The 13,586-nt window shown below is 74.6% G+C and carries 7 protein-coding genes; 5 read left to right on the forward strand and 2 right to left on the reverse strand.

What is annotated here, in order from left to right; translation table 11 throughout:
* Together ABZ948_RS35580 and ABZ948_RS35585 are read right to left on the reverse strand one after the other, a co-directional pair.
* A partial coding sequence (locus ABZ948_RS35580; RefSeq protein WP_359766722.1) for a serine/threonine-protein kinase occupies nt 1-1,171 on the reverse strand: 1,171 nt, incomplete at its 3' end.
* A 122-nt stretch (nt 1,172-1,293) separates the two neighbouring features.
* Nucleotides 1,294-2,994, reverse strand: a complete 1,701-nt coding sequence (locus tag ABZ948_RS35585) for a serine/threonine-protein kinase (protein ID WP_359766724.1) — start codon at nt 2,992-2,994, stop codon at nt 1,294-1,296.
* A 362-nt stretch (nt 2,995-3,356) separates the two neighbouring features.
* Between ABZ948_RS35585 and ABZ948_RS35590 the strand changes: the two genes are divergently transcribed.
* The 5 genes from ABZ948_RS35590 (at nt 3,357) to ABZ948_RS35610 (ending at nt 13,528) form a co-directional block, all read left to right on the forward strand.
* Nucleotides 3,357-7,271: an FHA domain-containing protein gene (locus ABZ948_RS35590; protein WP_359766762.1), complete on the forward strand. Its 3,915-nt coding sequence runs from the start codon at nt 3,357-3,359 to the stop codon at nt 7,269-7,271.
* 178 nt (nt 7,272-7,449) lie between these two features.
* Complete coding sequence (locus ABZ948_RS35595) at nt 7,450-8,862, forward strand: ABC transporter substrate-binding protein (protein ID WP_359766726.1); 1,413 nt, start codon at nt 7,450-7,452, stop codon at nt 8,860-8,862.
* A gap of 4 nt (nt 8,863-8,866) precedes the next feature.
* Nucleotides 8,867-10,213, forward strand: coding sequence for a carbohydrate ABC transporter permease (locus ABZ948_RS35600; RefSeq protein ID WP_389624816.1), 1,347 nt, complete (start codon nt 8,867-8,869; stop codon nt 10,211-10,213).
* Nucleotides 10,210-11,124, forward strand: coding sequence for a carbohydrate ABC transporter permease (locus ABZ948_RS35605; protein ID WP_359766728.1), 915 nt, complete (start codon nt 10,210-10,212; stop codon nt 11,122-11,124). The genes ABZ948_RS35600 and ABZ948_RS35605 overlap by 4 nt, the downstream gene beginning before the upstream one ends.
* Nucleotides 11,125-11,266: 142 nt before the next feature.
* Nucleotides 11,267-13,528 (forward strand): bifunctional glycosyltransferase/CDP-glycerol:glycerophosphate glycerophosphotransferase, encoded by a 2,262-nt coding sequence (locus ABZ948_RS35610; RefSeq protein WP_359766730.1) that lies wholly within the window; start codon nt 11,267-11,269, stop codon nt 13,526-13,528.
* Nucleotides 13,529-13,586 lie beyond the last annotated feature (58 nt).

The following is a 13,586-nucleotide window of genomic DNA, read 5'->3' on the forward strand; positions in this document are numbered from 1 at the left end:
GGACGCCCGCGACCGTGTCGGGCAGCCCGGCGGCGATGGCCGCGATCCGCGCGATGTCGGAGCCCTGGTCGCCGACCGGGCCGACGACGCCGAGGCGCGGGGCGCCCGAGGCGCGCGGGGCCCGGGCCGTGCCGTGGGCGCCGCCGGCCAGCTCGTCGGGGGCCGGGACGCGCATCGAGGTGTGGGTGTCCCGGTTGGAGTCGGCCGGCTTCGCGCCCGGCACCAGGGGGACCGCGCCCCGCCGCCTGGCCTGCTTGCCTGCCGGTGCCGGTCCGGCCGGCTGCTCCTCCCGGTCGGCCTCCTCGGCCTGCTCGGTGTCCGGCTCGTCGACCTCCAGCGGCGGCATGCCCTCCAGCATCGGCAGCAGCTCCCGCAGGCGGGCGCCCAGCTCGGAGGCCCGCAGCCGGGAGGCCGGGGCCTTGGCCAGGCACTGCACGAGCAGCTGCCACAGCTCGTCGGGGATGCCGGGCAGCGGGACGACCGTCTCCGTGACGTGCCGGCGCAGGACCGCGCCCGGGTGGCCGCCGCCGAACGGCGTGAAGCCCGCGAGCAGCTCGTAGAGGACGGTGGCGAGCGCGTAGATGTCGACCGAGGCGCGCGGGGGCAGGCCCTCGACGATCTCCGGGGCGAGGTAGTCCGGCGTGCCGATGATCTTCGTGGCCTTGGTGCGGCGCGGGGTGTCGATGAGCTTCGCCACGCCGAAGTCGGTCAGCAGCGCGCGGTGGGAGCCCCCGGGGCCGAGCGGGCCCTGCATGTCCAGCAGGACGTTCTCCGGCTTGACGTCCCGGTGGACCACCCCGGCGGCGTGCGCGGCCGCCAGCCCGTCGGCGATGTCGGCCGCGATCGCGACGGCCGCCTCGGGGGCGAGGCGCCGGTCCCGCTCCAGCCGGGTGCGCAGGTCCGTGCCGCGGACGAGATCCATGACGAGGGCCAGGTCGTTGCCGTCGACGACCAGGTCGCGCACGGACACCACGTGCGGGTGCTCCAGGCCGAGCAGGGCCGTGCGCTCCTGGACGAAGCGTCCGACGAGTTCCTGGTCGGACGCGAGGTCCTCGCGCAGCAGCTTGATGGCGACGGGTCCTTCGGGGCCCTCGCCCAGCCACACCGTGCCGGCGCTGCCCCGCCCCAGGATCTGGTGGGCGGTGTACCGGCTGCCGATCTTCCGTGCCAAGGCTGCTCCTACCGACGCGTGTTGTCGCTAAAACTACGCGTCCGGGGAGCCAACCTTCACCGCCGAGGCGGAAATCACCCGCCAGGTGTCGACAAATCACCAACCCCGCAGGGTGGTTCGGGTCAGTTCGTGCCCGAACCGCTCCCGCCGATCTTCTCGAACCAGCCGGTCACCGTGGAGAACCAGTCGGTGAGCTGGTCCCAGTAGCCCTTGGTGGTGCCGATCCACTCCTGGAGCGGGCTCAGCTCCCAGATCAGCCAGCCGGCGACGAACAGGATGACGATCGTGAACAGGCAGCCCTTCAGACAGCCGAGGCCGGGGATGCGCATCGGATTGGCGCTGCGCTGCCTCGGCTGCCGGGGCTCGCGCTGGGGCCGCTGCGGCTGCTGGGGCTGCTGAGGCTGGGCCGGGGGCGCCGGCGGGGCGTAGCGCTGCGGCGGCTGGGGCCGCTGGGGCTGGGGGGCGTACTGCTGGGGCTGCTGCTGCGGGTGGCCGTAGCCGGGCCCGGGCGGGGGCGCCTGGTGGCGCGGGGGCTGCTGCTGCGGCCGGGCGACCTGGCGCTGGGGGCGGCGGCGCAGCGGGTCCTGGCCGGGGTCGAGGTACTGGACCTGCGTCTGCTCGTTGCGGTCGCGGGCGGCCCGCAGCTGGTTCTGCCAGGGGTGCGGGTCCTCCGGGCCGCCCTGGCCCTGCTGGCCGGGGTGACCGGGCGCGCCCGGCGGGACCGGCGGCATGACGGCGGTCGGGTCGGCCGCGCCCCGGTTGGGGAGCACGGCGGTGGGGTCGGCGGCACCGGCCGGGCCGCCGGTGTGCCCCATGACGCTGGTCGCGGCGTTCGGGTCGTAGGAGCCCGCGCCCTGCGGGAGGACCTGGGTGGGGTCGGCCGCGCCGGGGGTGTCCGGCACGGGCGCGGGGGCCGGGTCGGGCACCAGGAGCGCGCCGACGCCCTCCGCGGCGGCGATCTGCGCGGAGTTCGCGTGCACGCCGATGCCCTCGGCGACGACGCGCAGGCCGCGGGCGAGGTTCTCGGCGCTGGGCCGTTCGTCCGGGTTCTTGCGCAGGCAGCGCTCGATGACCGTCCACAGCGGGTCGGGGACGGTGGAGGGGCGGCGCGGCTCGGCGCTCAGGTGCTGGTGCAGCACCTCCAGGGCGGAGCTGCCGGCGAACGGCGGGCGGCCGGTGACCAGCTCGTACAGCAGGATCCCGGCGCCGTAGATGTCGACGGCGGAGGTCTGCGGGCGGCCCTCGGCGGACTCGGGCGCGACGTACGCGGGCGTGCCGACGAACTCCTGGGTGCGGGTCAGGCCCGGGGAGTCGGCGAGGCGGGCGATGCCGAAGTCGGTCAGCAGCGGGTGCATCTGCCCGTCGTACTGCTGGAGCAGCACGTTGGCCGGCTTCAGGTCGCGGTGGACGACGCCGTCGGCGTGGCTGGCGGCGAGCGCGTCGGCGATCTGGGCGGTGAGCAGCGCCGCCGCGACGGGCGAGAAGGGGCCGTTCTCACGCAGGTAGCGGTGCAGGTCGGGGCCCTCGACGAGGTCCATGACCAGGGCCAGCAGCTCGCCCTCGACGACCAGGTCACGGACCCGGACGATGTTGGGGTGCGTCAGCCGGAGCAGGACGGAGCGCTCCCGGAGGAACCGCATCACGATGTCGGGGTCGCCGGCCAGCTCCTCCTTGAGGACCTTGATCGCGACGGTCTCGCCGGGCTGTCCCGGCACGGCCGCCTCGGCGCCCGCGGTCTCGCGCTGGCGGGCTCGCCAGACGGTGCCCGTGGCGCCGCGTCCGAGCGGCTCCTCGAGCAGGTACTTGCTGCCTACCGGCCGCACGTCATGCGCTCCCTGGTGCTTGCCTTGCCTGCTGGCCTGTCCGACCCACTGTAGTGCCGGGCGGCCGAGGACCGGAGTGTCGTCTTTCTGTGGGTCTTACGTATCGGTCCCCACACCCGTTCGAAGGAAAGACGCTCACCTCGGTCTTGTGGTTGCCGGTAACGAACGTGACTGATCTCAACCGGTCGCCTGTGGGTCATCTCTCAGGCACTTTTGCGGGCAGAGCCGACCAATCAAGATCACTTGTCCTGGAGCGAGGGGCGCGGTGTCAGTGGCAGGTGCGAGGATGCGTGCAGTACTGGCCGACGTGCTGGGGCGGGGTGGGGGACTCCGCGCCCGGGCAGAAGGGACCGCTGACGGCGATGCAGATCCGGCTGACCGTCGTAGACCCGCTGGGCCCGTCGGCGCCGGCGCGGGACCGCGCCCCGCGCAGCGACGTCCTGGTCACGGCGCCGGCCGGTACGGCGCTCGCGGCGGTGGCGTCGGCGCTCGCCCAGGTGGTCTCCGGCGGTGACGGCTCGGGCACGCCCGTGCTGTACGCCGGGGAGCAGCGGCTCGACGCGCAGCGCTGCACGCTCGGCGAGCCCCCGCTGACCGACGGTGCCGTGCTGTCCGTGGGCGCGCCCGGGGAGCCGGAGCCGCACCCCGAGTGGGACGACGCCCCGGCCCAGCTCCAGGTGGTCGCCGGCCCCGACGCCGGCGGCGTCCACCTGCTGCACGGCGGTGAGATCCGCATCGGCCGCTCCGCCGACGCGGACGTGCCCCTCGACGACCCGGACGTGTCCCGGCTGCACTGCGCGGTGACGGTCGGCGCTGACGGCCGCGTCTCGGTCGCCGACCTGGACTCGACGAACGGCACGACGCTGGACGGGGTGCGGGTGGGCGACCGCGCGGTCCGTTTCACGCCGGGGGCGCTGCTGCGGATCGGCGAGTCGGCCCTGCGGCTGGCTCCCGCCGGGGGGCCGGGGGGCCGGGTGGAGACGACCCCGGACGGGGAGGGGCACGTGCGCGTGCCCGGCCCCGCCGACAGCGCGCCCTCGTACGCGCGCGTGGCGGCCCCGGCACCGGCCGGCCCGTCCGGCCCCACGCATCACACCCACGGCTCGGCGGCCTGGGGCACGCCGGCTGTCGCGGGGCAGGGCTCCGGTGAGGCCGTGGTGCCGGGGCAGGGCGGCGCGCCGCGGATCGAGGGCGGGGGGCCCTCCCGGGGCACCGGAGGCGGCACCCCCGCGGGAGACAGCCGGGGCGGGGCGCCCTCTCAGGGCACCGGCGGCGCGGCGGGATCGCGGGCGGCCGGGGACGGGTCGCCGTCGGCGACCGGGGCCGGGGCCGGGGCTGTGCGGCCCTCGCCTGGACCGCAGGGAGCGCGCCCGGGTTCACCGGAGCGCTGGCTCCGGGCTCCCCAGCAGCGAGGTGCGGCGCAGGAACGAGGCGCGGCGCAGCAGCGGGGTGCGGCGCGGCAGGGCAGCGGTGACGGTGAGACGCACGCGGGCCGCTCCGGGGTTGGGGCGTACGGCCACGCGGACCGCTCCGGAGCCGGGGGGTACGGCCACGCGGCCCCGGACGGCACCGGCGCGCACGGCGAGAGGGCGTACGACACCGGGCGCCCCCGCGCCGGAGCCACGGACGGCACCGGCGCGGGCCCCTTGGGCGCGGACGGTTCGGCCGCCCTCGCCGCCCCGCACGCGGCCTCTCCCACCGCCACCGACACCCCCACCCACCACCCGGACCACCCCGACCACCCCGACCACCCCACCGGAGACGAACGCAAAGGCACCCCCCTCCGCGGCACCCCCGGGCCCGCCGCCCGGCAACCGGGGATTCCGGCGGGCGTCGGTGAGCCGGCGGAGTCGCCGGACGAGCGTGCCGGTCGTGGGCGCAAGGGCACTCCTCTCCGGGGCACCGACGTGCCGTCGGGGACGCGCAGGCGAGGTGGGCTCGGGGCCTGGGCCCGGCGCTGGGCCGGAGGCCGGGGCGAGCAGACGGCGGCCGGGCGCGAGGCGTACGAGGACGAGCCGGCCGACGTGGTCGCCGAGCGCCCGGCCCTCGCACCGGCGGTGCCCGAGACCTGGCCCGACCCGGCCGCGCTGCTGCTGACGGCGCTGGGCCCGGGACCCCGGCTGTGGGAGCGCGGGCCGGGGCACCCCGAGGCGCTCGCCGTGCGGCTCGGCACGGCCGACCGGGCGGCCCCGGACGGCTCGGGCCTGCTGCCCGCCGTGCCGGTGACCGCCGGGCTGCGCGAGGTCGGCGCGCTGGGGCTGGCCGGGCCGCGGACGCGGCTCGCCGGGCTGGCCCGTGCCGTGCTGGCGCAGCTCGCCGCGCTGCACTCCCCCGACACGCTGGAGATCGTCCTGATCGCCGCGGACCGCTCCCGTCCCCTGGAGGAGCGCACCGCCGAGTGGTCCTGGCTGGGCTGGCTCCCGCACGTCCGCCCGGGGCACGGCCAGGACTGCCGGCTGCTCCTCGCCCACGACCGCGAACAGGCCGCGGCCCGCACCGACGAGCTGCTGCGCCGCCTGGAGGACCAGCTGGCCGATACGGGAGCGGGCAGTGGCAGCCCGGTCGCCGGCACACCGGGTACAGCGCCGAGCGCCCCGGTGACCGACACCCGTCCGGACGACGTCCCCGTCTCCCGGGCCCGCCCGTCCTGGGCCGTCCGCGACGACGACGCCTCCGACGCGGCCACCGCGTTCCCCGGCCCCTACACGGTCCTCGTGGTGGACGGCGACCCCGGCGGAGCCGGTCTGCGGGACGCCGTCGCGCGGCTGGCGCTGGAGGGTCCCCGGGCCGGGATCCACGTCGTCTGCCTGGCCGAGACCGCCGCCGCCTCCCCGGCGTCCCCCGTGACGGAGACCTACGAGGCGGCCTGCTCCGTGACGCCCACGTTCCGGCAGTGCGGCGCCGTCGCGCTGCTCAGCGGGGACGTGGCGACGGCCCTGCGGCTGATGCGCGTGGCCCGCGTCGCCGGCGACGGCTCACCGGCCGGTCCCGTCGGCCACGGCACCATCGCCACCGTCGACGCCGTCTCCCCCGCCTGGTCCGAGCGGTTCGCGCGGGCGCTGGCGCCGCTGCGCACGGAGGGCACGGCGAGCGACCGCCAGCCGCGCGTCTCCGCACCACTGCCCCAGGCGGCCCGGCTGCTGGACGAGCTGGGTCTCGCCCGGGCCACCCCGGCCTCGCTGATGGCGCGCTGGGCGGACGCCGCCGACGACGCCGACGCGCTGGGCGGACGGGTGCGCGCGGTGCTGGGCGCCGGGCCGCGCGGCCCGGTCTGCGCGGACCTCGCCGCCCAGGGACCCCACCTGCTGATCGAGGGCCCGCCGGGCAGCGGCCGTACGGAGCTGCTGCGGGCGGTCGTCGCCTCGCTGGCCGCCGCCGAGCGGCCGGACCGGCTGGGCATCGTGCTCGTCGACGGCCGGGGCGGCCCGGGCGCGGGCGGCGGGCACGGCGAGGGACTGTGGGTCTGTACGGACGTACCGCATGTCACCACGCATCTCACGGCGCACGACCCGGTGCGGATGCGCGAGTTCGCGCAGTCCCTGACCGCCGAGCTGAAGCGGCGCGCCGAGCTGCTGGGGCGGTCCGACTTCGCCGAGTGGCACACCGGGCGCGAGCTGTCGGGCCGTATGGTCGCCCAGCGCACGGCCACGGCCCGGGGTGGCGCACCGGCCGAGAGCGGGGCCGGGGACCTGGACAGCCCGCCCAGTTCCACCCTGCGGCTGCGGCCCGGCGGGGCCCGGCGGCAGACGGAGGCGGCGGCGCCCCCGCTCCCCCGGCTCGTCGTGGTCGTCGACGACCTGGACGCACTGGTCGCCCCCGCGCTCGGCTCGACCGGGCGCCCCGCGGCCGGGTCGGTGATGCGCGCGCTGGAGGCCGTGGCCCGGGAGGGCGAGCGGCTCGGTGTGCACCTGGTGGCGGCCACCGGGCCGTGCCCCCGCACGGCGGAGACGGAACCGGCGCGCCGGGCCACCCTGCGCGTCACGCTGGACACGCCGGCCCCCGGCCCGGACGAGCCGGCGCCCGGCCGGGGAAGCCTCGCGTGGGCGGACGGGCGGACCACCCCGTTCCAGGGCGGCCGGGTCACCGGCCGCATCCCCCGGACGGCGACGCTGCGCCCCACGGTCGTACCCCTGGAATGGCACCGCATGGGTGACCCTCCGGCCCGGCGTCCGGTGCGGGAGCTCGGAAACGGCCCGACCGACCTGGCACTGTTGGCCAGCGCGCTGGAAAGGGCGGCGCGGGAGGTCTCGGCGGCGAAGGTGCCGTCCCTTCTGTGACACGGGACGGCCACCGGGCCGCGTCCGGCGTCGCGGGGGCCGCGCCCCTGGTCACGAGGGAGTCACGATCCCCCGCTTGACAGCCGACGCCATCTTGCCGCCCCCGCACACCCGGGCGTAGACCAGATCGCACGGGAGCGCGCTCGACGTTCGACGAGGAACGAAGAACGGGGCAGTCATGCGCATGACGAGCAGCACCATCCGGAAACGCTGGTCGCCCGAGCGGGACAAGGCGACCCCCCAGCACCGCAGAGCCGCCAAGGCCGCGGCGGCCGTCGCCGCGGGAGCGCTCGCGCTCTCGCTCACCGCCTGCGGAGGCGACGACGACGGGAACAGTGGAACCCAGGGCAACACCGAGGAGACCGGCAACAACGTCACCCTCCCCAAGCTGGAGGGGACGAGCCTGGAGATCGCCGCCGTGTGGACCGGCGCAGAACAGGCCAACTTCAAGAAGGTCCTGGCGGAGTTCGAGAAGCGCACGGGCGCCAAGGTCACGTTCGTGCCCGCCCAGGACCCGATCATCAACTTCATCGGTTCGAAGGTGGCCGGCGGGCAGCCGCCGGACATCGTGATGCTGCCGCAGCCGGGCGCCATCAAGCAGGCCGTGGACCGCGGCTGGGCCAAGCCGCTCGGCGCCGAGGCCCTCAAGGAGCTCGGCGAGAACTACTCGCAGGGCTGGCAGGACATCGGCAAGGTGGGCGACAAGCAGTACGGCGTCTACTACAAGGCCGCCAACAAGTCCCTGATCTGGTACAACAACCAGGTCTTCGAGAACGCCGGGGCGAGTGAGCCCGAGACCTGGCCGGACCTTCTGAACACCGCGCAGACGGTCTACGACTCCGGCGTCACACCGTTCTCCGTCGGCGGCGCCGAGGGCTGGACGCTGACCGACTGGTTCGAGAACGTCTACCTCTCCCAGGCCGGGCCGGAGAAGTACGACCAGCTGGCCAAGCACGAGATCAAGTGGACGGACCCGTCCGTGAAGGACGCGCTGACCACCCTCGCGCAGGTCTGGGGCAAGGCCGACTACATCGCGGGCGGGGCGAACGGGGCGTTGCAGACCGACTTCCCGGCCTCCGTCACGCAGGTCTTCACCGGCGGGGACCAGCCCAAGGCGGCCATGGTCGCGGCGGGCGACTTCGCGCAGGTCAACATCCCGAAGGACATGAAGATCGGGACCGACGCGAAGGTGTTCCCCTTCCCCGCGGTGGGTGACACGGGTCCGGTGGTCTCGGCCGGTGACGCGGCCGTGATCCTGGAGGACTCGAAGGGGGCGCAGGCCCTCGCCACCTGGCTGGCCTCGCCGGACGCGGCGGAGATCCAGGCGAAGCTGGGCGGCTACCTGTCGCCGAACAAGAACCTGCCGAACTCCGCGTACCCCAACGCGGTGCAGCAGCGGATCGCCAAGGCGCTCATCGACGCCGGTGACGACTTCCGCTTCGACATGTCCGACCAGGCCCCGCAGGCCTTCGGAGGCACGCCCGGCAAGGGCGAGTGGAAGATCCTCCAGGACTTCCTGAAGAACCCGAAGGACGTGGCGGGTACGCAGGCGAAGCTGGAGGCCGAAGCGGCCGCGGCGTACGGGAACTGACGTCATGACGTCGGCCACGGCGGCAGGGGGCGTCAAGCCCCCTGCCGCTCCCAAGTCGCGCAAGAGTGTGACCGGCACCCGCAGGATGGTCGCGGCACTGTTCCTGCTGCCCGCGATCGTCCTGCTCGGCGCGCTCGTGGTGTACCCGATCGGGTACTCGGTGGTCCGCAGCTTCTACGACCAGTCCGGCGACGGCTTCGCCGGAGTCGACAACTACAAGGCCCTCTTCACCGACGAGGGCATCCGCACCGCGCTGAAGAACAACGTGTTCTGGGTGGTGTTCGCGCCGACGGTCGCGACGGCGCTCGGCCTGATCTTCGCGGTGCTGACCGAACGGGTGCGCTGGGGCACGGCGTTCAAGCTGGTCGTCTTCATGCCGATGGCGATCTCGATGCTGGCGGCGGGCATCATCTTCCGCCTGGTGTACGACCAGGACCCGGACAAGGGCGTGGCGAACGCGGTGTGGGTGGGCGTGCACGACACGTTCGCCCAGGCGTCGGCGTTCCCGAAGGCCCACCCGGGCCGGGAGTCGCCGCTTCAGGCGGCGGGCGGGGGCGCGTTCATCACGAAGTCGCCCGTCCGCGCGGGCGATCCCGTCTCGCTGCCGCTGGTGGGCGTGGCGCCCGACCTGATGCCGGACGACGCGAAGGCGGCCGTGGCTCCGAAGGCCGAGCCGGACAAGGTCACCGGCACGACCTGGCAGGACTTCACCCGCGGCAAGGGCGTCGGCACGCTCAACAGCGTCGACGCGTCCGAACTGGGTTACGCGGGCATGCGGATCGAGGCCGTGAAGGACGGCAGGGTCGTGGCCTCGACGACGGCCGCGGGCGACGGCACCTTCACCCTGCCGGCCTCCGCCGACGGGGCCCAACTCCGGCTCCCGGCGAGCAACTTCAAGGAGCCGTACAACGGCCTGGACTGGCTCGGCCCGTCCCTGGTCACCCCGGCCATCATCGGCGCGTACATCTGGATGTGGGCGGGCTTCGCGATGGTGCTGATCGCGGCCGGGCTCGCGGGGGTGCCCCGGGAGCTGCTGGAGGCCGCCCGGGTCGACGGCGCGAGCGAGTGGCAGGTGTTCAGACGGGTCACGGTGCCGTTGCTGGCGCCGGTCCTCGCGGTCGTCACCGTCACCCTGATGATCAACGTGCTGAAGATCTTCGACCTGGTCTTCATCATCGCCCCGGGCTCCGCGCAGGACGACGCGAACGTGCTCGCCCTGGAGCTGTACCGCAAGGGCTTCTCCGAGGACCAGCCGGGCATCGCCAGCGCCATCTCGGTGTTCCTGCTGCTGCTCGTGATCCCGGTGATGTGGTTCAACGTCAGGCGGCTGAGGCGGGAGGTGCGGCGATGACCGCGGACACGGGCAGTCTGCCCGGCAAGGCGGCGCGGCCCACCGGCTCGGTGAAGGCGAAGCACTCGCTGGCGTCCCGGCTGGTCGAGGGGGTCAGCGGCGGGCTCGTGCGGGTGTTCCTCATCCTGGTCGGCCTGTTCTGGCTGGTGCCGACGATCGGTCTGCTGCTGGCCAGTCTCCGCTCGCCGGAGGACATCGCGGCGAGCGGCTGGTGGAAGGTGTTCACCGAGCCGTCGCAGATCACCTTCGACAGCTACTCCAAACTGCTGGAGAACGACGACATCACCAGCAGCCTGCTCAACACGGTGTGGATCACCGTCCCGGCGACCCTGCTGGTGGTGATCATCGGCTCGCTGGCCGGCTACGCCTTCGCCTGGATGGAGTTCCCGGGGCGCGACTGGTGGTTCCTCGGCGTGGTCGGTCTGCTGGTCGTGCCCGTGCAGGTCGCGCTGATCCCGATCGCCGAACTCTTCGGCACCATCGGCATCTTCGGCTCGGTGACCGGCGTGGTGCTCTTCCACGTCGGCTTCGGCCTGCCGTTCGCGGTGTTCCTGCTGCGGAACTTCTTCGCGGAGATCCCGCGGGAGCTGCTGGAGGCCGCGCGGCTGGACGGGGCGGGCGAACTGCGCCTGTTCTTCCGTGTCGTGATGCCGCTCGGCGCTCCGGCGATCGCCTCGCTCGGCATCTTCCAGTTCCTGTGGGTGTGGAACGACATGCTGGTCGCGCTGATCTTCTCGGACTCCGGGAGCCAGCCGATCACGGTCGCGCTCCAGACGCAGGTACGGCAGTTCGGCAACAACATCGACGTGCTGGCGCCCGGCGCGTTCATCTCGATGGTGGTCCCGCTGGCCGTGTTCTTCGCGTTCCAGCGGCAGTTCGTGTCCGGTGTGATGGCGGGTGCCGTGAAGTAGCCGTCGCGGCAAGGCAGTTGGAGGGGCGGGCCGGGAGCGGCCCGCCCCTTCGGCGTTCCCCCGGATGCCGTAGCCGCCGTAACCAACTCGCCCCACCGGCCGTTCCCGGGCCGAACGCCCGCGCCGACCGATGGATGGCCTCTTGCCCAGGTTCAGTGTCATTGTCCCCGCGTACCAGGTTCAGGCGTACCTGCACGAGTGCCTCGAATCGGTGCTCTCCCAGTCCTGTCCCGATCTGGAACTGATCGTCGTCGACGACTGCTCGCCGGACGCGTGCGGCGCGATCATCGACGAGTTCGCCGCCCGCGACGCGCGCGTCCACCCCGTCCACCTGCCCCAGAACGTCGGCCTGGGCCGCGCCCGCAACGCCGGCGTGGCGCACGCGAGCGGCGACTACCTGCTGTTCCTCGACAGCGACGACACCCTCACGCCGGACGCGCTGCGCTCGATCGCGGACCGGCTGAAGGAGACCGGCGACCCGGACGTCCTGGTCTTCGACTACGCGCGCACCTACTGGACGGGCGAGGCGGTCCGCAACCAGGCGGCCCCGCAGCTCACCGAGGAGGGCCCGGCCCCGTTCCGCCTGGAGGACCGGCCGGGTCTGCTGCGGCTGCTGATGGTCGCCTGGAACAAGGCGTACCGGCGGGAGTTCGTCGAGGAGAAGGGGTTCGCCTTCCCGCCCGGCTGGTACGAGGACACGCCGTGGACGTACCCGGTGCTGATGACCGCGGAGTCGATCGCGACGCTCGACCGGGTCTGCGTGCACTACCGGCAGCGGCGGCAGGGCAGCATCCTGCGCACCACCAGCGACCGGCACTTCGACGTCTTCGAGCAGTACGACCGGGTCTTCGCCTTCCTGGAGGAGCGGCCCGAACTCGCGCAGTGGCGGCCGGTGTTGTTCTGCCGCATGGTGCACCACCTGGCGATCGTGTACTCCCGGCGGGACCGGCTGCCCCGCACGTCACGCGCGGCCTTCCTGCGCCGGGCCCGCGCCCACTACCGCCGCTACCGCACCCCCGGCGCGCCCGGTCCCCTGCGCGCCCGGGTGCACCACACGCTGATCCGCTTCGGCCTGCACCGCACCTACCGCACCCTGAAGCTGACGTCGGCGGCGCACCGCTCCGTCGCCCGGGTCTCCGGCCGGCTCGGGCGCGGGCTGCGGGCCGCCGCGCTCCGGGCCCACTACCGCGTGCAGCGCTGCCTCCCGCTGCGCGCCGACCGTGCCGTCTTCGGCGCGTACGACGGCCGCGGCCACAGCTGCAACCCGGGCGCGCTGGAGAGCGCGTTCCGCGACCTGGCGCCGCACATCCGCACGGCGTGGATCGCCCGTCCCGAGCACCACCACACGATCCCGCCCGGCCCGCGCCGGCTCGTCCCCGGCACGGCCGCCTACTGGACGGCGCTCGCCCGCTCCCGGTACCTGGTGAGCAACACCGACTTCGACGACCGTCTGGTCAAGCGCCGGGGCCAGGTGCTGATCCAGACCGGGCACGGCACCCCGCTGGGGCACCTCGGCCTGGACCTCCAGGAGCGCCCGGCGGCGGCCCGCGGCCGGGACTTCGCCCGGCTCCTGAAGGGCGTCGACCAGTGGGACTACGTGCTGTCCGCCAACCGCCACACCACCCTGACCCACGAGCGCGTCCACCCCGGCCGCTACACCACGCTGGAGTACGGCTACCCCCGCAACGACGTGTTCCGCACGGCGACCGAGGCGGACGTGGCGAGGCTGCGCGCCTCGCTCGGCATCCCCGAGGGCGCGGTGGCGATCCTGTACGCGCCGACCCGCCGCGACTACCGCCGCTCCCCGCGCCACACCCTCGACCTCCAGCGCATCGTGCGCCGCCTGGGCCCGCGCTTCGTGGTGCTGGCCCGCGCCCACCACGCCTACGGCGGCCCGCTGACCACGACCTGCGGCCGGGTCGTCGACGTCAGCGACCACCCGAGCGTGGAGTCGCTCTGCCTGGCCTCGGACGCCCTGGTCACGGACTACTCGTCGCTGATGTTCGACTACGCCAACCTGGACCGGCCGATCGTGATCCACGCCGACGACTGGGAGGCGTACGAGGCGGCCCGCGGCACCTACTTCGACCTGCGCTCCTTCCCGCCCGGCGCGATCGCGCGGGGCGAGGACGAGCTGATCGACATCTTCGCCACCGGCCACTGGCGCGGCTCCCGGTCGGCCCAGCTGCGGGCGGCGTTCCGCGAGCGGTTCTGCACCTACGACGACGGCCGGGCCGCCGAGCGCGTGGTGCGCCGGGTCGTCCTCGGGGAGTCGGACCTGCCGCCGGTCGTCCCGCTGGCCGAGCGCCGGCCGGTGCCGTCGGCGGCGGCCTCGCTGACGCGCGAGCCGCTCGCCACGGTGCCGCAGCCGGCCGCCTCCGTAGCCGTCACCGACCGCCTCTGAACACGGTTCTCACTCCGGGGAGTCCAGATGCCCTCCAGCCCGTCGCGGCCGACACCCA

The sequence above is a fragment of the Streptomyces olindensis genome, from assembly GCF_040645895.1.
GTDB classification, from domain to species: domain Bacteria; phylum Actinomycetota; class Actinomycetes; order Streptomycetales; family Streptomycetaceae; genus Streptomyces; species Streptomyces olindensis.